Source organism: Vibrio sp. 10N.261.45.E2, assembly GCF_002875705.1.
In the GTDB taxonomy this organism is placed as follows: Bacteria; Pseudomonadota; Gammaproteobacteria; order Enterobacterales; family Vibrionaceae; genus Vibrio.
In genome coordinates, this window is record NZ_MCZZ01000058.1 from 66,577 (window position 1) to 91,460 (window position 24,884).

A 24,884-nucleotide genomic window follows, 5' to 3' on the forward strand; every position below is an offset into this window, starting at 1 on the left:
GGAACGGCAGTATCTGAACACATGCCTAAAAAAGAACAATATTCTTCTGATCAAAAGAAAGACATCGGCGCTTATGTCGCCACGGACCTTCACTTAGACTTGATAACGTTCAGTATCGCGATAACTCCCGGACTCCTGCTCAGTCAGTTTTTATAGTCAATCGCACACCTCTTCGTTCCCATTGCCTTCTCGTAGTGAAGGCGGCCACTGCACTCTTTGAATTCAGTTTATGAAATCTAAATCGACCAAAGAAATACTTTAAACTGCAAAAATAGGCTTGTTAATTTAAATAATTGCTCTTGACCTTATTTACCCTATTCCAATGAAATTTCGTTTGGAGTTGAAGAGCACTATGAACAAGTTAATCAAAATTCTTATTAGTTGTTCACTAACGATTATTGGGTCTGCTGCTGTAGCTAAATCGGTATACATCATCGGTTCCATTACGAGTGTGCCACCAAAAGTAGAGTTTACTTATCCTGATGAAATATATCGTGGGGTAAAAGAGTATTCGGCCTTAGCAAAAGAAGTCGCTTCATCTGGATGCCGGTTGGAAACTGTGCGCGAAGAAGCGTACACGTCTGATAGCAGTAATCTCAAGTGTTTCTTCGAATGGACTGGTGATACCGACCCTAGCTGGAACGCGAATGGACTGGTGCTTGATGGGCGACCGACCGCAGCTGCAGGTGAACACTATCGTTCATATCGAATTTCCTACTTCAACGGAATTGAAAAAGAACGCATTACGCTGATTGAAGACAGTGTTGCATACACCATTCTTGAGCCTGTCCCACCCGTTATTGTCAATGTCACTACTGAAACCACATCAGCACAATATGAAGGGTTGAATTTCATTACCCACGATAAGAGCGAAAAACTTCGCAAAATTACCGTTGTGGTTGAACCGCGTCCATTTGATCAGGTTGTGGCCCTAACCCAGTTTGGTGAATCGTGTGAAGTTGTTGAAGGTCAAGATTCATGCACTGTGGCCATATCTGCCTTCCATTTATCTGACGATGATTCACTGACTGGCCAACTAACGACGGCTTTAAAAGTGTCTGACAAATATGACGTCGTATCTGCACCGAATAATCAAATACAGTACGCATGGGATTACAGACCTCCTGTTATTGAGCAGTACGCAGTAAAAGCGGTTGGAGATACCACGAGCAACGACATTACCCTTGATGTTGATGGGGAAACGGTGGTTGTACAAAATAACGAGGCTGTAGTCGTTCTAAGTTCCCCTCACAGTGCCGATACGGTCAACACATGGTGGTTGCCCTCAAAGGTGAGTTTGAGCTTTGAAAAGCATACTGACCATGTTGGCGTGTCAGAATTTGTTACTTTAGAAGGGCGGGATATTGGTGACTTATTTAAAAATGAGTATGTATCGTATACCGATAAAACAGTCGACAGTTTTGGGATACCAGAGCAAATCGGCACTAAGTTTATCTATCGTATTCCACTGAGTTCGGTGGTCGATGGATTTTATCAAGGGGGTATAAAAGCGTTAGATAGATTTGCAAACAAAGGTGACATAGAGGTTACCGCGATGCAATTAGACCGTCTGCCACCTGAAATCCGCCTTTACAACAATGACACACTGTTTAGTACTGGTGATGAAATCAACTTCATGGAGCACATGATTTTCACGGTGCAAGATGAAACCAGTATTGAAAATGAAATAACCGACATTCTTCTTGATGGAGTGCCCGTTGAGCATATCGGTGAGTTCAAGATGGCTCGTGCGATCAAGATGGCGTCTCCATGGGATTCAAACACCGTACACAAAGTCATCGTCAGAGGTAAGGATGGGAACAATAACGTTGTCCAAAGAGAATATTCAATATCATTTCTTCCTTTAGACTTCGAGTACGACAACATAAGTGATCGTAAAGTCGCCTTAGTGCAAAACCAAGACATTACATTTGCTCAAACTAAAGGTCGAGCATGTAGGATGTTCAAGTCAGAACATGAAGCGGTTCAAGGTATTAAAAACCCAACTCAGATGACCTGTTCTGTAAACTGGACGATTATCCCTCAAGGCTTAGAAGAGGCGTGGGATACCGCAAGCCCTGAATTGATCGGTGTGTTTGAAAACACGGGTCCCGCGACAGTAGAAGCCGAAATTTATATCCATGACTCTGAAGGGCGTAAAAACCTAATTAAAGTTGATGATACAAGTTTAATTGTTCATACCCCAGAGGCACCGGAGATCATATTCGACGATGACGGAATGTTTGAAGATGGCATTTATGCTGTAGAAATGGGGCAATCAAGAATCGGGAGATACCGTGTTAAATCTGCAGCGTCTCCTTTGTATATCACTCTCCTTAAGAATGGTGAAACCTTAGAAAGCCAATACATTAAACAATCGAACCGTTATACCGAACATACCATTACTAAGGTAATCACAGATAGAAATAGCGCTAACCATCGTGCGTTGTGGCAAATGGACGACTACTCAGTAAAAGTTCATTACGCCCGTTTACCCGAGCAAGTGATTGAGAGTGGTGTAAAGACATACGCAGTGCCATCAACTAGAGCAAGATTAAAGGTTGAGCAAACTTCTCGTGAAACCTCTACCGTTGACACGTTCAAGGTTAAATCTAAATTCGGGCTTTACAGTAGCTTCTATCGAGATGTGGTGTACAAGTCTGAAGAGCTGGGTGATTGGTCTGTGCGTATAGCTGTCATGGATAAAGAAAAGAACCTGCATGGCCTTACCGACTGGCAAGATATGAATGCCTCGGGTATGAATGATTTTGATGTGAACTTCTCATCTGACGATATCGGTGACCTCCGATTTTATGCGCAAGCTAAAGTGAAGTCTCCAAACGAAAACTACGTCTCAATGGTTCGTTCTCAGCGCGGGACATTGAAAATCATGAAAGGGACGGCGATTGAAGGGGAATTGCGTACTTTGCGCATTACGGGTTCAGTGCCTATGAATGCGGCAATTCAATATCAACATCTCACTCGTGACGACAAAGATGCTTCTGGGGAAGTATCTTGGTATATGTCTCAAGATAATGGCAGTACATGGAACCAATACGGGGAACCAGGTAAGCGTTTTTCATTCAGTACAGCTGTCGAAGGCATCTGGCTGGTGAAAGGGCATGTTCCAAATCGCTTTACAGGCGAGGTTGCAGAAACTGATATTGTTCAAATCATGGCCTACAAGGTGCCTCAAACGGAACTGCTTGGCGCGGCTAACCTCATTACAGGTATGACAAGAACGTACACGCTCATGGACCAAGGAGAAATTGCTGATGCGGGTAACATGCTCATCAAGTGGTCGATTGATGGTGGTGAAACCTTTACCGAAGGCGGAAGTACCCTTGAATACACAGCGGAAGGTCAAGGGAGCAATAAAATCATCGCAAAAGCTGCATACCTTGGGTATGAAACAGATGAGCATAGTTGGGCAACGGAATACCGCTCTGTTCGTTCTCAGCGTGCAAAACCAGTTCGTGTCAGAGTGAAAGGAGATACGGATGTGGAAACCACCGACACACTGACGCTGGTTGCTGATGTTTCGACTCCGTACTCAAACATGGACTCTGAGCTTGAAATTGAATGGGTAAGACCTGACGGCACTGTGATCGATTCGAATGTTGCGGAATTTACCCCAACAAATGATGACTTGGCGCGTGCTGATTACCATACATTCACATTACGTGCATGGGTAAAAGACGCGAAAGCGTTAACGTATGCGGAATATGACCACAAGGTTCGAGTGTGGGAGTATCAATTTCCTCAGTTTGATGTGGCATATAAACAGCGTGTACTTGTGGCCCCTTCGGTAATTGAAATTTGGTTGAGACGCCCAATCGGGGCAAACTTACGCGAATACTATTTGTATGAGTGGAATGGACAAGGCCGACTGGAACTGACTAAAGATTACGGACATCGAGCTCGATTTACCGCGAAGCAACCGGGCATTTACCCAATCTCGGTAACCGTAGAAGATGATCGCGGCAACTACGATACCTTTACGGAATATGTTGAGGTACTTGAACCAGAACCTATCACCATCGACTTAACAGCACGATTTAGTAACAGTTACCAAAGGTCGCCGCTTGACGTCAATGTCCGTCCAACAATTCGTGGTGGTCACCCTTCAGATCGCGTGTCTGATTATCAATGGTATGTTGATGGCGTGCTTCAACCTGAGCTAGAAAAGTCGTCAGCGAATATTGAAGAGTTATTGACGGGTGATCATGAATTGAAGTTGAAAATACAGACCAACTACGGGCAAGAGGCCGAAGCTATTATACCTGTGGAAGTTGTACCGAATCAGCCACCAACATGTTCAATTGACTACAGAATGTATTCCAAGACCGCACGAATCGAAGCGAAATGTAAAGATCTCGACGGTAAGATGGTCAAATACGACTGGACCGTTGGTGATACCGTTCGACGTAATATTGGTAAGCGAATCTCTGAGCTACGACAACCTGGGGAGTCAGAATTAGTTACTGTTGTTGGCTATGATGATTCAGGGGATACCGCTACGGCACAGTTAGTTGTCCGTTGGTAAACGTTTGACCTCAATGTAAGAGTGCTCATTTATCGTTGCAGGTGCATTTAGACTCTTCAGTTTAGATGCACCTTTTTTATTGGATGGGTATAGCCAGGTTGTCCACGTTTTCATTGAATGAAATGCAGTACAAGCACTGAACTGTCGCCCCATCCAAGTCATCTTCATCAAACAAACTGTCATCAGACAACCATTCGTTTTGCATCGCTTCTGTTATCTCTTTGGCCATAAACACAGCGAGAGTGGCGTTAGGGTATTCCGAAGCAAGGTAAGCCTTAATATGATGCTCTAGCATAGGTTCAATGGAGTGAAGCCATAGGGATTCATTACTTGAATGAGCCATAGTTATAGCAAGTCGAGCTTGAGTCATTGCAGACGGGCAGCGATAGGCTTGTAAATTCAGTTCCATAATCTCTCTCCTTAGCGTTTATTCCAAAGGCTAAATTTCATCACACGGGTAGATACCACAGACTTTGCACAGACGTCGGCCCATCAGTTTCTCTGAACCTTTTTGCATTCTGTATTTCGGCTCTTTAGCATTGTCTAACTGTAGCTTTTGCACAACGCCTGCTTGAGTCCACCAGCTGTCTTTCATGTTGAGTAACGGAAGTGTTTTTAAGCGCTCCAGAGCAGTCCAGTCTGGTGCCGTACCATTAGACATACCTTCTTCGATGATGGAGCGACAAACCCACGCGCATCCGTAGAAATAAATAGCTTTGCTATACATAGGGTCATTCTCAGGATCGCTTTCACCAATTGGCATAGCGTTGAGTACGCTCGTAAGCGCAGGCTTGAGCATGTTGAACAACTGATCTGCCATTTCAGGGTTCTTGGTGAGTAATGCATTTGTTTTCGCAGCTGTGGAAGCACTGGCAATGTTTAAGAAATCTTGAAGCTGCTTTAAGATGAAAAGTTGGCCGTTGGTGAGTTTTCCACTTACCGAGATCAGGTCCCATAAGGTGAATTGGTTTACTTCTAAATCCAGAAATCGACGTAATAACCGGCTGTAAGGTTTGCTGCTGTCGAAGTAGAGGTTTTGACTCGTTGTTGGTTTTCTCTGATTGTAGTGATAATCACTGAATAGTTGCTTTATTTGCTCTGTCACTGGCTCCAGTGTGTCGGTATCTGAGACAAGGAATTTCACGCTCAGGGTTTGCGTTGCAAGCTCAGGCATTTCGGTCAATAAAACTTGAAATAGCTCATTGCGGTTTTGACCGTCTGCGATATGACGATCACAGTCGGCAGGGATCACGGCTTTAATCATCTTACGGTTACCGACAATGATTTCTTCTTCATCCTTAAGGTGGCTTAAACAAATCGCCAGTCCGGGCAATACGGTATTATCGCGGGTTCGAAAGTAGTCTTGGAGCGGTTCGCTGCGTGACTTTTCGAGATCACGTTGACGTTTTAAGTGGGCAGGTATCTTGTCTGAACCTTCTTCATTTTTGAAATGCTCGGCTAACTCTTTGGTCAACAGAATACCTTCAAGGCTACGAAATCCGAACTTGTTGATCCCTTCATTACCGACAAAGAATACCACTTCGAGATCCTTGCCATTAAGAGCATGGTTGGGTGTGTATGTTACTTGGAAATCTGTCTTCGCGTTCATAATGTTGTCCTCACTGGATTTATTTTCAGTCTATGTAGAACAACTATCCCTGTCTATAAAATGAAAGAAAAAACTCCCATAAAACGGGGGGATAAACTTTCATTATTATCTATGCACGTTATAGTTAAGGTATTCAAGATGACTTAGGGAATCGGACATGACTTTATTAGTATCGACAGCACAAGACGCATTAAGCAGTCAATTGTATGCCCTGCATATGGGGATTATTGATCGCTTCAATGACACGGTGAGAGAAACGCGTAGCCTGATCGAAGCTGATGAGAAGTATATTTGTCATGAAGGCTTAAGTATGGGGAAAGACAGCACATTGGTCGCACTGTGCTTGATTGAAGCTTACAAACAGAGCATTGCGGAAGGAAAAATCGAACCCTCACGTCCACTGATGATAAGCACCGTTAATCCTGGTGCAGAAGCATTGCCAATGCAGATGTACAGCGAGTATGCGGCTCCGTTCTTGAAAGCCTATGCGAAGGACTGTGGCATTAACCTTTTCTATGATGGTGTGGCTCCTGACTTTCATGAAGAGTACGCCAATCGTTACTTGTCGGCACAAAAAGTGATTCAGAATGCGTCTATGTCCGGCGACTGTACTGTAATTTTGAAGCTGATCCCTTCCGAGAAGTACATTAAAACCATGTTGAATCGATTTGAAGGTATGGAAGGCATGGAGCAGTACGCGTCGTCACCGGTTATCTCTTTTTCGGGCTCACGCGTAAAAGATGAAAGCACACGTCGTACTCGTAATATGAAGAAGCAGGGTACTGCAAACAAGACCATCGATGCACTCAAGGCGGAGCTGGTGGACCAAAGTGATGTCAGTACATTCCGTCTGTATCAGTATGCACCTATCCGAGATTGGTTAACGGATGAAGTCTTTACGGCCTTAGAGTTAGCCGGAAAGAAGCCTTTGACGAAGAACCTCCCTGGTATTCAAAATGCTATTCCAGCATTCATGCCCGACTTTGCTTTGTTGTTGGCCATCTATGGAAATGCCGCGCAAGAAGCATGTGAGATCTCAGTCGGACAAAAGCATGGTGCTGGGTGTTCAGGTAAAGCTCGATATGGGTGCTTGATCTGTACTCAAGTTGGCACCATTGATAAAACTCAAAGCAGTTTGGCTAAACAAGACCGATGGAATATCCTCGGTCAAGAGGAAGCTTTGCGTTTACGTGATTACATGTTCCGTCTGTCTGCGAACATGAGAGCTCGTGCTCTACATGCTAAAGGATACGACAGTGTAGGCTATGGCAGAATTGCGCTTCAACCCAACGTATTAAAGCCGCGCTACTTGGAGAAGTTGGTCAGACTTTTTGCCCAGTTATCAATTCTTTCACAGCAAAGGGCTGCAGAATTTCGTCAACTTATTGCCGAAGGCAAAGAGGATACACATCCCGGCATTGTAGAGATCCAAAATGATGTGACGTTGAATGCGAAAGCGAGACGTGGTTATTTGGCTATGTATAAAGCTCAAGCGGTGAATCCACAAATCAAACTATTCTCTGAACGTCACGCAGTGTACCTAAGCTATCGCTGGGGCATTGACGGTATAGCAAGCCTTCCGTTTAGACCACTTGCTATCTGGCGTGATCTTCACTTAAGACCTGAGTCATGGATTCCGTTTCCGAAAACCAATGCAGAGTGGGAAGCGGAAACGGGGAAGACCATCAAGTTAGTTGACCCGCAATATCCTCTCCCTGAAGCAGTAATGATGCCTGTGTTCAAAAAAGAGGAACCGAACCATTATGTGGCCAACCACCGTGCGCTTCTGTCGTATTGGCGACGTCCGATTGATACCTCGGATATCACTAACGAAGCAGGCTTCAACAATTGCACGCTTGAGCGTAATCCCCAACACAATACGCCAGTCAAAGTGGAAATGTCGGTTTCACATTCATTCAATGACACGCAAGTTGACGATGGCCAGTATCAGGTGAGTGCAAACATCAAAGGTGAAGTGCATCTGGTCGATATCGGGTCTGTTACCTTTGGTACGCCCGAAATGGGGAAGGTACGCATTGACGGAAAATTGGTATCGAAGTCTTTTGAGTCAGAGTATCTATCTACCACGTTCACTGAGTTGGCCACTAATCGCATCAACAATGTAATGGAAGCGATCTCCGATAAATTAGTTCAACGTGAGTTCGTAAGCTTACAATCTGCCCAGCAATTCGTGAACAAAGCCCTCGCTACTGAGTTTCCTTCAAAGAAACCGACTTTACTTACTCAGTCTATCCCGTATTTAAAAAGTGCGGTGCTAGGTGTGGCGTATAACGAGAAACCGAGAAAGGTGTCAGCAAAAGCCCATTTCACAAAGCGAGTAGTACGAACTCAAAATGGTAAGCTTTCGAAATCAAATACCCGCGTTAAATTCTATCCATTGTCAGTAGATTCGCGCTTACATCTTGCCCATGCCAATAAGCTAAATGGCCTTAATGTTGACTTTGGGTATGCATATGAAAAAGAAGTTAGCGTGCAAACTGAGCTCATTAACTGCCATGGAGAGCTGGTGGATGGTGCAAAAATCGCCGTCACCGAACAGTCCATAGAGATGTTTAAGAGACTGGGTGGCTTTGAACGTGCATTGGATGTACATGATTCACATTTAGCTCGTGCGCTCCGTCATCGTGGCCCAGTAAGAAAGTTTATATCAACGTGTCCAGCTGAAATGTTGAATACGATGGGGGGCGTGGTCGTGTCACCTTCATATATCGCTAAGTACCGTGAACTTCTCAAGCGTACTCAATTGTTCGCAGAACTCGGCGCTTTGGACTATCAATCAATGTCTGTTGAGGAAATCCAAAAACAGCCTTGGGCTATTACCATGAAGCAACACAGAATGGATAAAGTGGGTGTACTTCGTGTTGTGCGTGAACTAAGAAATAAGCAAAGGAAGCAGGTAAAGGCGGCTTTGCATGCGGGAACGCCACATCAAGAGTCACTGCTACAGGTTCAACAGTTGTTTAGCCTTGCTCAACAATATGTGGAAGAAGGGTTTGATACGTTATCTACATCGATATTTAACGTCCAGTTTAATACTCACGAGATTAGTCACACTCAAAGGGCAGCGGCATACAAAGCATGGTTACTGCTCAATCAAGATGCGCTGTCTTCATTTAATGAATTGCAACGCAAGGCACTGACCCCATCGCAAAGGAGCCATCTTTCTCTGGATGCGTCTTTTCTAACTCGCCTTGCTACTGTTACAGAAAAAGCCATGAGCGAACTGAGTAAAACTGCCATAGGAGTTGTTCAAAAGTGGCAGCCGATGGTTCAAGCGGTTCAGTCAATACGCGATAAAATTGAAATCGCAGAGAAGTCAGGTGTAGACGAAACACAAAACCGCGATCATCACCTTGAGATGTATAAACTAGTGATCACTCAATATCATCCACAGTCAGCTGGTGCGTTATTTGAACCGTCAGCGTCTCACCTACGACCTAATCTAACGAATTTCAAGTTGATGCTGGATAAGCAGCTTGAGAGAATGAGCAAGGCAATCGAGTGGTTTACTGATTTAGCAAAAGGCATTTCAGCTGAAGGGTCGACATTGAAGAGCAAAGCAGTAGCAAAAGTCGATCTCTCAACGCGTCTTAGTTACTGTGCTAATTTACCAAACACTTCACAGAAGGTGCCTGTTCCGGCGTCACTAGAACTGCCAGTAATCGTGCATGAGGACTTAATATTGGAAAGTAAGTCGGAGTCAAAGCAAAAGACTAAAAAGACCGCAAAGAGAACGAACACGTTAGAAAGCATGCTTGCATATCAAGCTAAACAAGAGGACTTCGAATATGTCTAACATGTCTAACTATCAAATGGAAAACGACATCGCCTTAGTTGCGAATGTCTGCCATGTATCGATTACTCGTCTGAAAAATTGGTGCAAGACTTCACCTGAAAAAGCCATGCTGTTTGATACAGCGTGTACAGCTATTGAGTTACAACCGGAGACATATAAAGCGGTTCTGCAAAACGCGGTGAGTCTATCAATATCGAACCACCATGAGACTCATAGCCTTTTAGGGATACCATACAAGGTTGAGCGTCTGAGTGGGTTTGCTGTGCCTGTTAATACGCTAAGACGTTGGATGAGTGACAATCCGCATACATATATAGCCGCAGTTATCGGCATGCAGCAATTGATAATCCGCCAGCATTGCGATGCATCTGTCTCCAAAAAGCTGTACCAAAAAATCGGTTTATGCTACTCAGAACAGTGCAGCCTCTTCGTAGCCAATGCTGACGCGGTTGGTAAACTCATTAAAGGACTAAAACTATAACGTCAACTGGCTTTATCGGTTTAGCTACCTATTTAAAGGCGAGGGTCCATCATTATCTTGGCAAGGCTTTTTGGCCACCAGCCACCAATCGAATTTACAAAAACCTCCCAGAAAACCAGAGACATTGTGGATACTTAACGTTAATATGTGATCTAAATCACACTTATCGTATAATCTTAGACTTGTTTTAAGACGATATCCCTTTGATTTTCCCTAAACTATCCCTAGAACCGCTCTGAATCGCTTTCTAACGTACAACGATGGTTCGGGTTAATTCCGCGATGCCATTACTGCTACTGTTGCACTAAACGCTACCTGCGCAACATATGGGCATGAGTGGTGTGACATTAATCATTATGGGCTGATTGTTAGCAATATTGAATGGTTGTAATCTTGCTTTGGACATGGATAATTCCCGTCCCGTGAAATGAGCTAGGTTTATCACCTCTCTATAATTACTCCTATAATGTTTTTGAGGTCACAATGAAGAAGAGGCTAATTATGAGTGCAAGTATTCTTGCTGCGCTCGGTGGCAATGCCAGTGCGTCAATGGGCGATACTGTTGCTAAAGCTATGGATCTTCGTCTAGAGACAATTGAGTGTAAAGATAACCAACGCCAAGTTTCGGCTGAAAGCTTAGAAATGGCTGTGTCTATTATTGCAAAACTCAACACTCAAACTAAACAGCTTAGAGAAGTTTACAGTGAGATTGAGCAATCAGATGTACCTGAGAGCTATTTTGATAAAGTAACTATCGATGAGCTGGTGGTCGCAGACGGTTATATCCGTGGTTTTGAGATGATTCTTAAAGCGCAACACGAAAGCCTAAGTCGTCGTGCAACGGCGTATGAGCAACCAGCGGTTGAAACAGCAAAACAAATTCGTAAGGCTACAGCGAAGCTACGCCGTGCCGTTGGTGATTTAATGTCGATCGAACGCCAACTCCAAGTGGCTTCGATTGGTAAATATGAGACTAGCTTTGAGATGACTTCTGATAAAGTTGCAAAACTCAAAGCGGCGACACAAGCGACTGTCTCTAATTATCACTAGGGGAACGCATGAAAAACGTCACCCCATCCCCTCGATTTGAACAAGAAATCAAAGCACAAGGCTTCAATGACGTTGAAGCTTTGTGCAAAGATATCTCCCTTCACTTAAGTTACGACGATGATCTATCGGTTCAATATCTTGGCCGTGTTGCAAGTCTAGCCTATCCGACAGACGCTGAAGATGCAGGGTTGGGGCATATCCACTTGTGGGACCCGAGCAGTCCATGGTTTGACAGCGCCAAACAAGGCAAATGGAATAGAGCACGACGTCAATTCGATAGAACGAGTGACACTTGCATTGTGTACTCTAGTCACTGGGAAAATGAAGACGATATCCTTTTACTTGGTGTAGCAAATCCTTGCCACACAGATAAGGCGAAAGGTAAATTCTCAAAGCTTTATGACAACAATTTCATGGATTATTTTCTCAAGGAAGGGTTGAAGTTCAACGACCTGTAATACCCATGCCAGCTTAACATCAGCTGGCATCGATTCTATCCGCTATACCATCCCTTCAGGTTCATTGAACAACAATGAGCGCACCCCTTGTTAGTTATACTTCGATTTCAACTGAGGGATTTCTACCATTATATTACTGGTGCCTATCTCACCACCTCTTGCCGACACTGGAATGATGATCTGTTCATCTCCGTTTCCGAAATCGATGGTTAATAACTTAGATTCACCTGGTGCTATTTCAAATCCATCGATTGATATTGGCAGGGTAGACTGACTGCCCACGGTGATATAGTAATCATGCACCCCAGACGCCATTTGACCACCCTCGACTGTCATTGGGTTAAAAATAACCGCAGTGATAGGGGTATTCGTATTCGTTGTGTATAAAACGGAATCGACCGGCAGAGTTACGAGTGTACCCAATTCAATGATATTTTCTGGTACGTATTTAAAACGGCTGGTCGCGGTGGCTTGATTCCCGAGATCGTCTCTCACCGCTACGGTTAACGAGTACCATTCGTTTTCTATAAGAGTAGGGAATACCCTTGGCGTTTCGACGGCGTATTTGTCTAACGCAACATCAACCAGCTTCAACTCGAACTCGTCTTTCACTGCTTCTCCACCTCCATGTAGGCGCACAGACTCAACGATGAACTGAGACGTGTCCTGAATATGAATTAGTATTTGATTGAGGTTAGTGAGCATCGCGCTTTGAAGTGGTTGGCCGTCGACGGTACTTAATTCGATCACAGGAGGTTGTGGCTCGTATTGCAAAGAGCCTAAGCTGTGTGCCGTTGTATTCATCGCGGTATCTTGTGCTAGAAGTTCGATTTCATACGTCCCTGCAGCAAGTTCTGGTAGCGCTATCGACTTGCTCATGAACGCGCCCCCTAATGGCACCGTTTTACCATTCAGGCTGACGTTACCATTGTCACCATTTAGCCACACATATTGGGTTCGACTGCTTGAGTCAGTCACTTTTAAGCCAACCTTCGACATCTGGATGCGATTCCAATCTTCACCTGCAAAGTCTTTGAGTGCGTAGATTTCAAACTCGTTCGTAAATGGCACTTTTTTGGCCGTGGTTATCTTTGGCAAGGATTTGTCGAGCGTGAAATTCATGCCCCCTAAGTTTGAACTCTTAAGCGAACGAAAATCGTCTTTAACAATTTTATTCATCCAAAAGTGTCTGAAATAAATGGTGCCAATAGGAACAGATGGACTCACCCCGTTCCAATCCACATATTGAGTCGGCAATGGCGCTTGGCACGTTGTTTGGTTCGCCAATATCACGCAATTCGAATATCCTCCACCAGCGCCGTGCTCTTGTATGAATACCCTTTGATTGTAAGGCCGAGCTTCCGCAGTCACCCTAAATTGTGAGGGTAGGTCATGTTGGTTGTGAACGCCTAACATGTGGTGGTTGTAGTTCACCCAACCGACACCATTGACAAAATATTCTTGTTTTATCGCGACTGGTTGCTTGGCCAAATGCGGAGCCAAATTTAAGTCGTGATATAGGAAATACGATACCCATCGGTCATGACGCCCAATGGGGATCTCATTGGTTCTAGGATCGCCTTTGGAATACACGGTGGCAACACTGAAATAAGCATATCCATCTTTCACGAACTCTGTGGTATTGAATTGCCCCCTGTGACTGTAAAGCCTGCCCGGATTTGCGGGGTTGGCCCACTCATAGGGCATCTTGTAAACCAAACTGAAATTGTAGTTACCTACGGCCATTCCTGGAGTGTAAGGTTTATAACCGGTGTATGGAGAACCGGCTAAAAAGTTACCTCCGTAAGTCCCATCATTGACCGCAACCAATTCAGGTAAAATACCACGGCCTGTCCATGTAATGTCTTTGGTCATCTTTCCTATATTTCCAGCCTTATCGTAGGCATCGATATGGATAGTGTATTCGCGCTCGTAACTTGGGAAAATGGAAGGCGCACCACCTTGTTTGGCTTCTTTTGTTGATGGGTTATAGGAGATCTCAATAGGGGACTTTAACGGTGTGGTTGAACCTTTATCTGTGGCGTAAACTTTGATTGAGTCAATTCCGGACAGCTGATCGTTAACATCACTAACTCCCCAGTTCCAGACCTCAAAATCGCCTAGCCATTGATTATTCGGTACGTCTTGGAGTTTATACGATGCACTGTTCCAGAAAAGACTTCCGAGAGATGGAGCAACGGTATCGACTGTTAGTTGCTGGTGGGTCGTACTCATAATTTGACCCGTTGTATCATATTGGCTGACTTTGATTGAATATTGCCCTTGAGCTAGTTGTCCAAGGTCGAGGCTCTTACCGTAAAATTTCTCGGTATTTATCTCAAGCGAGTCACGTATACCAACGACGCCAAGATCTCGGTTTATGGTCCCATGTTGGGAAGTCATGTCTACCGTTACTTGGCGATCTAAGCCTGAAATAATATGAAACTTCATATTGGTGTGAGCCGGAACAAAAACTTGTTCTACCGATACTTTTGTATTGTGGTTGTCTATTTCGATGAACTGAACTTGGCTTAACGCATTTGTTGAAGCTGTCATCAACAACCCTGTGAGTATTTTCCAGTAATAATGCATAACGTCCCCCCATGCTTAAGATTGAAATGACTCAAAAGCCAACTGGCCTTCTCATCGCATTCGTTCAAATCGAGGTTATCAAGGAAGCGTTTGGCTTGTTCCAAACTAAATGTCGTATTTGAATGTTTGGGAATCGGATGAACATATTGAGGGAGATGAAATTGTTTGAGGGGAAACTCGGCTGCGACTTCAACTGCATTGTCGGAAGCAGCCTTTATGGTTTAGCTTATGGCTATTATTTAGTCTGGAAAGAAACCATATTCTACGTTAGTAATAGATGTTTAATTACAGCACCGACAGCAAGCAAAATCGCGGCAATTGGAACGAACCAATACCAAAACGTGAAGACTTTGGTTGCTCGCATAAATCTGAGATACCGTGCGTCTTTGTCTGTTTTCAGATCTTGCCAAATAGGAAGGACTATTGAACATTGCAATCCAGCAAAAAATATCCCAATACCTGTCAACCAGATGAACTCGGTGAATACTCCGACGCCAAGGCAAAAAACTGTCATTAGCGGTATGTGCCAATGGGGAACTACCACATTCTTGTCTGCTAATCTGATCATATACCCGTGATCATTGAAGATGCTTGATTTTTCCTTAAAGCAGGATCATGCTACGCACCATGAAAATAATACTGACTCCTCAACAGAAACAACAACTCGAAGAGATGCACGATTCAACTCGTGATGGTCGAGTACGTGACCGTATCAAAGCTGTTTTACTCGCGTCTGAAGGTTGGAGTCAGACGATGATTTCTCAAGCTCTTCGTATTCACGAATCGACCGTAGCTCGTCACCTCAGTGATTATGTTCTCTCTGAAAAACTTAAGCCTGAAAATGGTGGTAGCCAGAGCCGACTTTCTGCTAAGCAAACTATGCAGCTTATCGAACATCTGGCAGAGAAAACCTACTTCCACACCCACCAAATTGTTGCTTATATTCAAGCTGAGTTTGGTATCCGTTATACCGTTGCTGGCATGAACAAGTGGCTACATCACCACGACTTCTCATATAAGAAGCCAAAAGGTGTACCGCACAAGTTTAATCCAGAGATGCAGCAAGCCTTTATCGCATACTACAACGAGATGCTAAGAAAGAGCGAAGACCCTGTGCTGTTCATGGATGCCGTTCATCCTACGCAGTCAACAAAACTCAGTTATGGCTGGATACGCAAAGGCCAAGACAAAGTGATTGAGACAACAGGCAGTCGAACTCGTCTTAATATTATCGGTGCGTTACCGCTTCAAAATATTGGCGCAACAGTGACAGACACGTATGACACGATAAACAGCGAGAGCATCGTTCGCTTCTTCTGGAAACTCAAAAAGGAGCATTACCCGTTGGAGCAAAAAGTTCACCTAGTACTGGATGGCGCCGCCTATCATCGCTCAGAACTGGTGAGAAATGCGGCAAAAGTGCTCAATGTCGAGCTTCATTACTTACCGCCTTACAGTCCAAATTTAAATCCAATCGAGCGGCTTTGGAAAGTGATGAATGAACATGTGAGGAACAATATTTACTTCTCCTCCAAGCCAGAATTCACTTCAGCCATCAAAGAATTTTTCGATGTAACGCTACCAGAAGTTGCAGGCTCACTGGCATCCAGAATTACGGATAATTTTCAGATTTTGAAACCTGTATCTTCAAGTTGAACGGGTATACATTTACCTTTTTGTGTGCCAACGATATTAAATATCTGAATCCGATCTTATACATCACCCCGAATTCTTTGATCCAGTAAATAGGGGAGGTATGCGTTACAAAAGAGAGGAATACAAGTGAGGCCGCACAGATGCCTGCGACTTCTAAGAAAGAAATTTGCCCTTTGATGAGTTGATAAGTAATAAACACAATAAAGAATGTAAATGAAACGATACATAAACAGGCGTTGCTACCTATTTCGGCTTTTCGGGACTCTTCATCATCCCTGTTTTTTCTGTGATACTTATTATTCATGACTTTCCCCTATTAATCGCAGTTATCACCGACCAAATAAACAATTAATCCGCACTCATTATTTGGATCAATTTCATTTAATTTGATTTGCTCGTGGGTAAGGACGTTCAAATTTGATTGAACAGAATCAACAGGATATAACGCTTGAGATAGTCGAATCTCCGTACCAAAAGCATTAAACGTTAAACCAATCTTTGCTAGTTCATGGAGATATGCTTTAACAGGTTCACTTTCTGGTGAACAAAAACCTTCATAGTCCAAACTATCGGGATACCAGTCTTCGTCTACGATGCGCTGAATGCTATCTATTATTTCAGGTTTGATTGATAACAGCATAATTGCCGCATCAGTTTGATAGCATCCAAAACCACCGCATGTTTGAGTTGCTAACATCCAACCATCTGTATTAGGTGGCACCTGTCTTGTTGCCGCTAAGACTAAGGTAGGTTTATCAATATCAACATTTGGATTGTCAAAGGCAACCCACATTTTCGCGTCCTGAATTGCCTCAATGTTCTGTCCCTCATATCCTTTAGCTGAATAATTCGCCATGATTTTCCCTTAATCATTCTCTTTCGTAACAATGGCCAATCAGACACACTAAACATGAACCTGTAACCACCCTATGCATTTGACTACCTTTTATTTCCATACTTACGGTTCAAGCTTCTAATAAACTCGTCACCTTTTTCAAGATTGGGATTGGCGGAAACATAAACATTAACCGACCAAATCAGGCTTAGTGCTGTTAGTAAAGCTAGTCCAAAGACCTCTGGTGGAAAGCTCGCTGTTTGGCTATTCCAAACTCCATATATTGACGCCATCAACAGTGCCAACGTAAGCGCGATAGCTATAGGCAGTTTTTTCTTCGCTTTCTCTGCGCTTTTTAATCTAACTTGGCGAAATTTTTCTGTATCTAGAGCCATGATTCAGATTCCTTCAGTTTGTCGTAATGGAGATTTGAGACGGGTAACGAGAAACAATGCAATCATACTTTTCTCCTTACTCGATAATCTTTTTGTTGGGAAGCTCAGTCTTGACATTGCTCCACGCTCTACTAGAACCGACACTTAATCAGCCAACACAATAGCTTTGGCTGCTTCATAAGTATTGGCATCTGCAACAATCTTTAAGTTTCCTAAGCATTCAATTGTACTGCTTAGTTCTAAGCACTGACTCATCATTGGGCCGTATTCATTGCTTGCGTTCGAGATAGCATCATTGAGCGATTGTTCTTGGTAAGCTCGATACATAGCTATAAGTAGAATTGTTACAGTAATCGCTACAAGTATGAGTCTCACATCAGTAAGCCAAATTCGAAATTTTGAATACTTCGAATGGCGAGAATCTATTGCGCCTTTACCTTCCATGACCTTTCTCCTTAGCGTTGGTTAGAGTATTCCGCCACTTCCTTCACCCATTTTTTTACGCCACCAAAAACGGTTTTGATATGCCATAACCCCCACAGTACCAATGTATAGAAAGCGACAGCGTATAGTGACAATACAAGTGTTACACCAAACCTTCCTATCATGTTTAACACATTGGTTTCGTTTACCATTTTCAAACTCAAGTGGCTGCCCACCAATTCGAATGTGAACATGAACACTTCATGAGCCGCAATAATATATAGGCTCAAGCCAAGCCCGATAGCGACGAACGCAAATGTGGTTTGTAAATATCCTAGTAACGTCGCTTGGGCGAGATGCGGTGCTACGTAACGATGATAAAAACCTCTTAAGAAGTCGTAGAACATATTGGCCTCCGAGTCGTAATTAGTACATGGGGTAAACTCTATTTTCAATGTCATCGAGAGACGTTATACAACAATAATCGCTGGTATTAATGTCACTCTTTATATCTGACCTTATCCATCATTTATCACACGTCAAACGTAGGGTTCTATCAATTAAAGGTCGCTCACAAAGCCCATACAAACAGCCTCTTATACAAACTATTTGCTATTTTTCCTCCGTTAATTGCCCAATTCAAAAATTTAGCGATTTACCCTCTTAGTTTTAGCAGCCTTCTAAATACATCAGTTTGCTGTGTATATCGTGTAGACCAACACAATGTTCAGAGAGCAGAGGTTAATTTGAGAAAATTCATAGCCAAACATAGCACCCTTACTTGCCTAGTCGCTGTTGCGCTACTAGCCGGTTGTAAAGACAGTGGGGGGGACACAAGCACTTCAAATGAGTCAAATGGTGGCAGCGACATATCCGGTTCGAGTCAGCAATTACTATTAACCGAACTTTCGACATTGAATGGCGTGGCTGGGGGACAGGTGACAATCACTGCCAATGTAGACTTGCCAGCCGATACGCTTATACATCTCAGTGGGGAAATACTCACTCCCATGGAGGTCAATGGTTCCAATGCTACTTTCATAATTCCGAATGAAGCAGTTTCTGGTCCAATCATGTTGGAAGCTGGTGGAGGTTACTCGAACCAAGATTGGTTTACGGTTTCTGCTGATGGGATGAAAGAGCTTAAAAGCACAGTGACTTCAACTTCCGGTACAGAATTCTACAGTGACTATTTGATTGTTCGATTGCACGCGGATCATGACTCTCTCGACAATGCACAGCGAGTGGCCGCACTCGTCTCCGGTGCCATTGTGGGTCGTGAGTCTGCACTGCACTGGTGGCAGATAGAGGTCAACGCGGATAGCTACGAAAGTTTAGAGTCAATTCAATACACTCTCACATCAGATTCGATGGTCGACAACGTGATGATTGAACCCATGATTCAAACTGAGGCTATTTCATGGACTGCGGATCCGGATTTATCTGAACAACGGGAACGCAATAAACTGGAACAAGCCGCTGACTATTACGAAAGCATTGTTTTTGGGACGAATCCGATCTTACCTTTCTTTGTGGCAATGGGTGTGTTCGAGCGTGGTCTGGACTTCCAATTGGCTGATTTTTCGACATATTCCGCCAATGAGAAAACGACTCGCAACAGTGTCACCTTGTATGGCAGGTCAGCATCTACTGATGCTGAAGCAAACGCGATTGGCAATCACGGCAGTAATGTCACAGGCGTCATCGCAGCGAGTTTAGGGAATGGTGGTAACGCAGGTCTTATCAGTGCTTTAGCCGAAAGTCATAACGGTGCAAACATCACGGTCGACAACAGGCTTGGCTTTATCGGACAGACGTTGAAGATGATTCGAAATGGCGCAAGTGTTGTCAATTGGAGTTGGGGCATACATAGGGTTGACCACAACAGCGTTGATTCGGATGTCCAACAGAATGAAGTAACAAATGCTGCGCTAACGTGCAAAGGCGATTTTGTGTTGGCAAATGGAGTCTCAACAGTTCAATTCAATGCTATCTCTAGCGAACTAAGCGCTTTCTTTGAGTATATCGCGATCAACTACCCCAATGTCGTTATCGTTTCTTCTGCCGGAAATGGAATGACAAGCGCTGGCGACGCTTCATATCGCTTACCGACTTCGATTAACAGCGAACAACTGTTGGTTGTTGGTGCTCATACGACAGGGGCAAGCTTTCCCAATGGGAAAAGCGAGGACTTACTGGCCTCTGAATACTGTTATGCAGGTTCATCGGAATCGAATGAGGTTGTCAAAAGAGCGTACTACTCAAATTATGGTGATCGAGTGGATATATCGGCCTCCGGGACCATTGTTGGCTTTCAAAATGAGACGCAAGCCCTTGTAATGGGTACAAGTTACGCGACGCCAGCCGTAGCTGCGACCGTCGCGATGATGCAATCCATTAACCCCCAATTAACACCGAGCGAAATTACACATTTACTCCGTTCTTCAGCGTCACCGATAGAAAATGAAGTTACCACATCGACTGGGCTCACGAGCTTTACCCGTCCCTTATCCGCTTCTGAATCTTCAAGCCATTCAGGTAAGGGGGCAAGACTGAATGCTGAATTTGCATTGAAGGCTGCAGTCACGAGTCTGGGTGAAGCAACGTTAGCTCGAACTGAACCAGTCACGGTATCGGTCCCAAGTGGTGTTGGTGAGGTAACCCAAACCATCACGATTGAAATACCAACTGAAACATCATCAATCTACGATAAAGCAGACATAACCTTCCTCGTCGATATTTCGGGGAGTTATAGCGATGACATCCAGACGTTTCGTTCACAAGCCAATGAATTGATAGAAGAGTTTAGTACTGTCGCAAATGACGTTGCGGTTGGCATAGCTTCATTCAGCGATTTCCCGATATATCCCTACGGATCATCAGCATCAGGTGATTATGCCTACCAACTGGATTTAGCTTTAAGTAGTGAACAAGGCTCACTGCAATCGACGTTGGATAGCTTGCAGATAAAAGCTGGTGGCAATGGGCCAGAAAGTCAGTTGGAAGCACTGTATCAATTAGCTTCATCGAGAGAGGTTGGTTGGCGTACTAATTCATTACCGATTGTATTTCTAGCGACCGACGCTGGCTTTAACAATGCCGATAGTGACGCTTCATATCCGGGGCATGGCTGGAATGACACCTTACAGGCGCTTACCGATAGAGGCATCATCGTTTTTGGTTTGATGTCGGGTGGGAGTATTGCTGACGTACATCAAATCACCGATGAAACGGGCGGAGAGGCATTCACTCTATCAAGAGATAGTGCAGAGGTTGTAAGTGCCGTTGCCGCTGCTTTGGACCTGACAACGCAGAACATGAATATCGAGCTTGAGCCGATGGGTGACTTCGCAGGCGTCGTAAAAAGCATCGTCCCAACAAATAACCCAACCGCCCCAACCGGAACAGCGGTTACGTCCGTCAATCCTGGCGACACAGTTTCATTTGATGTGACCTTTACGAAAGGTAACTTTAACGGTTCTCGTTCACACGTCATCACCTTTCGGTTGCTCGTGAATGTGGATGGTGTCGCCACCATTCAAGAAATACCAGTCACCATCAGTATTAATTAATAAATTAATAGGAATTATTGCCATGAAATTTAAACAATTATGTATTTGTGCTTTTAGCTTCATCTTCACTTCTTCGGCGTATTCACAAGTGGCTGAACATGGTGAATGCCTTCTGGTCGATGAAAGTAATATGGATATCTCGGTTATGGCTCCTGACGGACAGAAACTTGGTTACGTCAGCTTAGAACCCGATAACTCTTGGTATGTGTTCATCAATGGCGAAGGAGCGTTGAATGAAACGGTTGTGGACCAATCAAAGGCCATCGAACACGTTTGTAGTGCCGCGCAAAATCTTTCATCGACAGAATCAACAAACTAAGGCCGAACTTATGAAAAACTCAAATCGATTCGGTTTTAGGCACTGCCTGTTTATAGCAGCGTTTGCCGCAGCATTGTCTTACTTCATATTGAGTAAAGTACTTGGTCAATCTTCCATACTGACAACGATGGAGATGGAATATATTCCTGTAGTACTGTCTGTCATTGTCGGAATTAATGCCCTTATGTTTGTCCTAAAGTTTGAGCGTAAGCCTATAGACTCACAAACTACCGGATCAAAGTCCGATACCAGTGCGACGACTGACACTGAATGATCTCAAAGCACATCAGATTAAGTTAAACGTACAATACACCTTCTCTACCTCGAAAATGAATGGCGAGACTGACGGCGTTGGTCTTTCTTGTCATTCATTTAACCAAGCCTAGCGCGGTAGCCAATCTTCTCCCTTTACCTTCAGTTACGTAAAACAATCACTGAAAATCATTCCATTAATTGGAATCTCTATACACCGCAGAAGATAACATCGGTGAGATGGCCGATGCCTTTGTTTCGACCATAGACCGCATGGCTGACTTTGAAAGGTACAGAGAAAATGAAGACCACACTAAAGCTCTCCTTAATGACAATGATTTTAGGGCTAACGAATGTTCCAATCGCTTCGGCTGCGCTAGAACAAGTTTCATTTACCGATACGAGTGGCAACCCTAAAAGCGTCGATGGCCGTGAATTGAATATGGTCAACATAAGAGACACGCTGACCCTTAAGATTTCATCTGGTTTGGATAGAAAAATTCAGGTTCGACTGCAACATGGTTCAGGTCTAGTTGAAAGTCAGTTGACCGCTGTCATAAATATCCATGATCGACTGAACATAGACGGCAAGGATTTCTACGGTAAGGAAGTGGTTCTCAGCAAGGTGCCTCAAAACGAAGGGGAGTACACCGTTGTTGTGGAATACCTAGATTTATCCAATGCAGTCGTCTCAACGGAATCTTATACATTTGTGCAAGACACGATTAAGCCGGTGATCAGTGGGCAGTTCGTTCACATTCTCAATGCATATTATGGTCACATCGATAATTTTGGGCACACAGGGACAACGAAGCAGCTTGAAGTGAGTGACATTAGTGACAACAACGGCATCTCACAAGCCAGATATTGGGTTAAGCAACCAGATGGTTCCAAGAAATACAAAGACGTTGAATATAATCTAGAAAGAAAAACCGTGATTGTGGCGGGGTCTATCGCGGCCACCACTGGTGCGGGACTTGTCCCTGCGCCCGGATATTACCAATTTGGAATCGATGTTTATGATACATCAGGTAATGTAAGTACCCTTGCTCGATCGTCACATATGGACTTTACTTGCCCAGCCACCAGCTCCAATAAGATTGAAGTACGTAACGCGCAATCTGGCGTTTGGGAATCGTACTACTCAGGTATGACGATATACAGCAACCCAGTCTCGATTAGATATGGCCGCTTACTCTCACAATTTGCTACTAATGACTCCCCTTATGGTTGGAAGAAACTCAATCATATGGTCAGCAACACAGACTCTACGTATGCGTATTACCAGCCGACCATTAACTACCCTCAAATGTACAGCTACTTCCATTTTTATACGGAATCGGGTCATTACTGTTCGACTTATCGATATCGTGATTTGAATTTCAACCTCGCTGCGGGGGTTGATATGGCACCGAAATTTACGGGGGTGTGGCACAAAACCAATTTATCAAGTGAGTGGATCACCAATGACAGACCGAAAACGAATGTTCCCTATACAATCAATGCCGTGCGAGTATTCGTTGAGCCGCGTAGTTATCGACAAAAGCTCACCATAACCAGTGGCGGCTCATGCTACGTGAACCCCGGCGCGACATCATGCGATATCAGTACGAACTATATTTACGCCACAGGGCGCGGTTATATCCCATATTCTATTTATACCGCTAAAGAAGACGGCTCGATGAATGTACACGGGGGGTACTTGTATACCTATTGGGACTTCAATCCCATTGCCATTCGCTCTATTGATTATGACCGAGCTGCACAAACCATTACGATGCAAACGTATGATGCCGATACGGTTTTTGATTGGCGGTCTTCCATGTGGCGATACAGCTCCATTTCAGCAACGGCCAACATTGGAGCCGGTCCACAAGACATCCCTGTCTCTCATACCAATCAGATTGACTTGCAGACATACGATTTCAGCTTCGATGTGTCTGCGCTAGATGTTGAAATGAATGTGCCTTTTGTATTTAAAGTCATTGACTCGTATGGCAACGAAACCAACCGCGTTGAAACGTTCACGATTGATACTGTGAAGCCCAAGATACAGGTTATGTACTCAGGCGAAGCATTACCCGATGTTCTGAGTGATATACGTGATCTTGAAATCCATCTGGAAGATTTCAGTGAGGCTGTGCCGACTAGTGTGCAATTGTTGGGCTCTGATGCTGAAGAGAATGTCTATCTGGCGGTGCTATCGCATGGTGATGGGCTGTTTCGTGTAGCGAAGCCCAAAATATTCCCCACGCTCAATTATGAGGAAGGAGAAAGGTACAAGCTAATTATTACCGCTGAAGATGAGCAGAAGAACGTACAAACCAAAGAAATATCCTTTGGATATGAGCCAGATAACCTGATTGTTGTTGAGGCACAACCTTACGTACCTGCAAACCAAGCTTTGTATGATGTTTCATCAAATGCACTGGCTCGAATTTACACCGAAGATCCGCTCATAATTGAAGGTGGGCAACGTGCAACTGGGCCACAAACAGCGGAAATCAGTAACCGTAAGGATTCGGACTTCGCTATCTCGATTGTGGCGGATACGGGTATTGTGAATGTGCTACCAGGCGAAACCAAAGCGGTGATGGTAGATCTCGGGCCTGCAGGTGACCTCTTGGAAGTTGAAGTGTTTCCGTCTGAGCGAATGGAAGGTACGGCTCAATTTATGTTCTCTATACCGTCCCTCAGTACTATTTACTGACGATTAACAGGGCGAAGCGATTAGATATTCTCACGCGCCTTTACCGCCCCTGTTCATGCTTATGTGAACAGGGGCTTCTTCGTAATAACCGTTGATGATTTATGTTTTTGAGATATGCCTAAATGTGGGAGAGTACTAATGTCTCATACTAAGCAGAAATTATCCGAAA

General features: G+C 44.1%; 17 protein-coding genes. 9 read left to right on the forward strand and 8 right to left on the reverse strand.

All coding sequences use genetic code 11. The annotated features are described in order from the left end of the window. Positions 1 to 352 precede the first annotated feature (352 nt). The gene (locus tag BCT34_RS03370) at positions 353 to 4,546 is read left to right on the forward strand and encodes a hypothetical protein (protein WP_102305747.1); all 4,194 of its coding nucleotides are present in this window, start codon (positions 353 to 355) and stop codon (positions 4,544 to 4,546) included. A gap of 76 nt (positions 4,547 to 4,622) precedes the next feature. On the opposite strand, the gene BCT34_RS03375 is transcribed toward BCT34_RS03370, so the two are convergent. After that, complete coding sequence (locus tag BCT34_RS03375; RefSeq protein ID WP_081230277.1) at positions 4,623 to 4,955, reverse strand: hypothetical protein; 333 nt, start codon at positions 4,953 to 4,955, stop codon at positions 4,623 to 4,625. 30 nt (positions 4,956 to 4,985) lie between these two features. Then, positions 4,986 to 6,155 (reverse strand): DNA sulfur modification protein DndB, encoded by a 1,170-nt coding sequence (locus BCT34_RS03380; RefSeq protein WP_102305748.1) that lies wholly within the window; start codon positions 6,153 to 6,155, stop codon positions 4,986 to 4,988. Positions 6,156 to 6,312: 157 nt separating this feature from the next. On the opposite strand from BCT34_RS03380, the gene BCT34_RS03385 reads away from it, so the two are divergent. The 4 genes from BCT34_RS03385 (at position 6,313) to BCT34_RS03400 (ending at position 11,961) form a co-directional block, all read left to right on the forward strand. Next, entirely contained in the window at positions 6,313 to 9,972 is a 3,660-nt protein-coding gene (locus tag BCT34_RS03385; RefSeq protein ID WP_102305749.1) for a hypothetical protein, read from the forward strand. Continuing rightward, complete coding sequence (locus BCT34_RS03390; RefSeq protein ID WP_102305750.1) at positions 9,965 to 10,453, forward strand: hypothetical protein; 489 nt, start codon at positions 9,965 to 9,967, stop codon at positions 10,451 to 10,453. The genes BCT34_RS03385 and BCT34_RS03390 overlap by 8 nt, the downstream gene beginning before the upstream one ends. Before the next feature lie 501 nt (positions 10,454 to 10,954). Further along, complete coding sequence (locus BCT34_RS03395; protein WP_102305751.1) at positions 10,955 to 11,503, forward strand: hypothetical protein; 549 nt, start codon at positions 10,955 to 10,957, stop codon at positions 11,501 to 11,503. An 8-nt stretch (positions 11,504 to 11,511) separates the two neighbouring features. Then, complete coding sequence (locus tag BCT34_RS03400; protein WP_102305752.1) at positions 11,512 to 11,961, forward strand: type II toxin-antitoxin system YafO family toxin; 450 nt, start codon at positions 11,512 to 11,514, stop codon at positions 11,959 to 11,961. A 90-nt stretch (positions 11,962 to 12,051) separates the two neighbouring features. Here the strand turns inward: BCT34_RS03400 and BCT34_RS03405 are convergent, their stop codons facing one another. Together BCT34_RS03405 and BCT34_RS03410 are read right to left on the reverse strand one after the other, a co-directional pair. After that, positions 12,052 to 14,517: an Ig-like domain-containing protein gene (locus tag BCT34_RS03405; RefSeq protein WP_198594883.1), complete on the reverse strand. Its 2,466-nt coding sequence runs from the start codon at positions 14,515 to 14,517 to the stop codon at positions 12,052 to 12,054. Positions 14,518 to 14,815: 298 nt separating this feature from the next. Further along, entirely contained in the window at positions 14,816 to 15,121 is a 306-nt protein-coding gene (locus BCT34_RS03410) for a hypothetical protein (protein ID WP_102305754.1), read from the reverse strand. 59 nt (positions 15,122 to 15,180) lie between these two features. Between BCT34_RS03410 and BCT34_RS03415 the strand changes: the two genes are divergently transcribed. Beyond that, positions 15,181 to 16,209, forward strand: coding sequence for an IS630 family transposase (locus BCT34_RS03415; RefSeq protein ID WP_102305770.1), 1,029 nt, complete (start codon positions 15,181 to 15,183; stop codon positions 16,207 to 16,209). A 316-nt stretch (positions 16,210 to 16,525) separates the two neighbouring features. On the opposite strand, the gene BCT34_RS03420 is transcribed toward BCT34_RS03415, so the two are convergent. From BCT34_RS03420 to BCT34_RS03435, 4 genes are all read right to left on the reverse strand, one after another. Further along, positions 16,526 to 17,065, reverse strand: coding sequence for a hypothetical protein (locus BCT34_RS03420; RefSeq protein WP_102305755.1), 540 nt, complete (start codon positions 17,063 to 17,065; stop codon positions 16,526 to 16,528). An 83-nt stretch (positions 17,066 to 17,148) separates the two neighbouring features. Further along, positions 17,149 to 17,439: a hypothetical protein gene (locus BCT34_RS03425; protein ID WP_102305756.1), complete on the reverse strand. Its 291-nt coding sequence runs from the start codon at positions 17,437 to 17,439 to the stop codon at positions 17,149 to 17,151. A 144-nt stretch (positions 17,440 to 17,583) separates the two neighbouring features. Further along, the gene (locus BCT34_RS03430) at positions 17,584 to 17,883 is read right to left on the reverse strand and encodes a hypothetical protein (protein ID WP_102305757.1); all 300 of its coding nucleotides are present in this window, start codon (positions 17,881 to 17,883) and stop codon (positions 17,584 to 17,586) included. Positions 17,884 to 17,894: 11 nt separating this feature from the next. Then, the gene (locus BCT34_RS03435; RefSeq protein WP_133150986.1) at positions 17,895 to 18,323 is read right to left on the reverse strand and encodes a hypothetical protein; all 429 of its coding nucleotides are present in this window, start codon (positions 18,321 to 18,323) and stop codon (positions 17,895 to 17,897) included. A gap of 285 nt (positions 18,324 to 18,608) precedes the next feature. On the opposite strand from BCT34_RS03435, the gene BCT34_RS03440 reads away from it, so the two are divergent. The 3 genes from BCT34_RS03440 to BCT34_RS03455 all read left to right on the forward strand — a co-directional run bounded on the left by BCT34_RS03440 (position 18,609) and on the right by BCT34_RS03455 (position 24,715). After that, positions 18,609 to 21,434 (forward strand): S8 family serine peptidase, encoded by a 2,826-nt coding sequence (locus BCT34_RS03440; protein WP_133150987.1) that lies wholly within the window; start codon positions 18,609 to 18,611, stop codon positions 21,432 to 21,434. Positions 21,435 to 21,456: 22 nt separating this feature from the next. After that, a complete protein-coding gene (locus BCT34_RS03445; RefSeq protein WP_102305760.1) occupies positions 21,457 to 21,753 on the forward strand; it encodes a hypothetical protein in 297 nt (98 codons plus the stop codon). 553 nt (positions 21,754 to 22,306) lie between these two features. Continuing rightward, entirely contained in the window at positions 22,307 to 24,715 is a 2,409-nt protein-coding gene (locus BCT34_RS03455) for an Ig-like domain-containing protein (protein ID WP_102305762.1), read from the forward strand. The last annotated feature ends 169 nt before the right edge of the window (positions 24,716 to 24,884 follow it).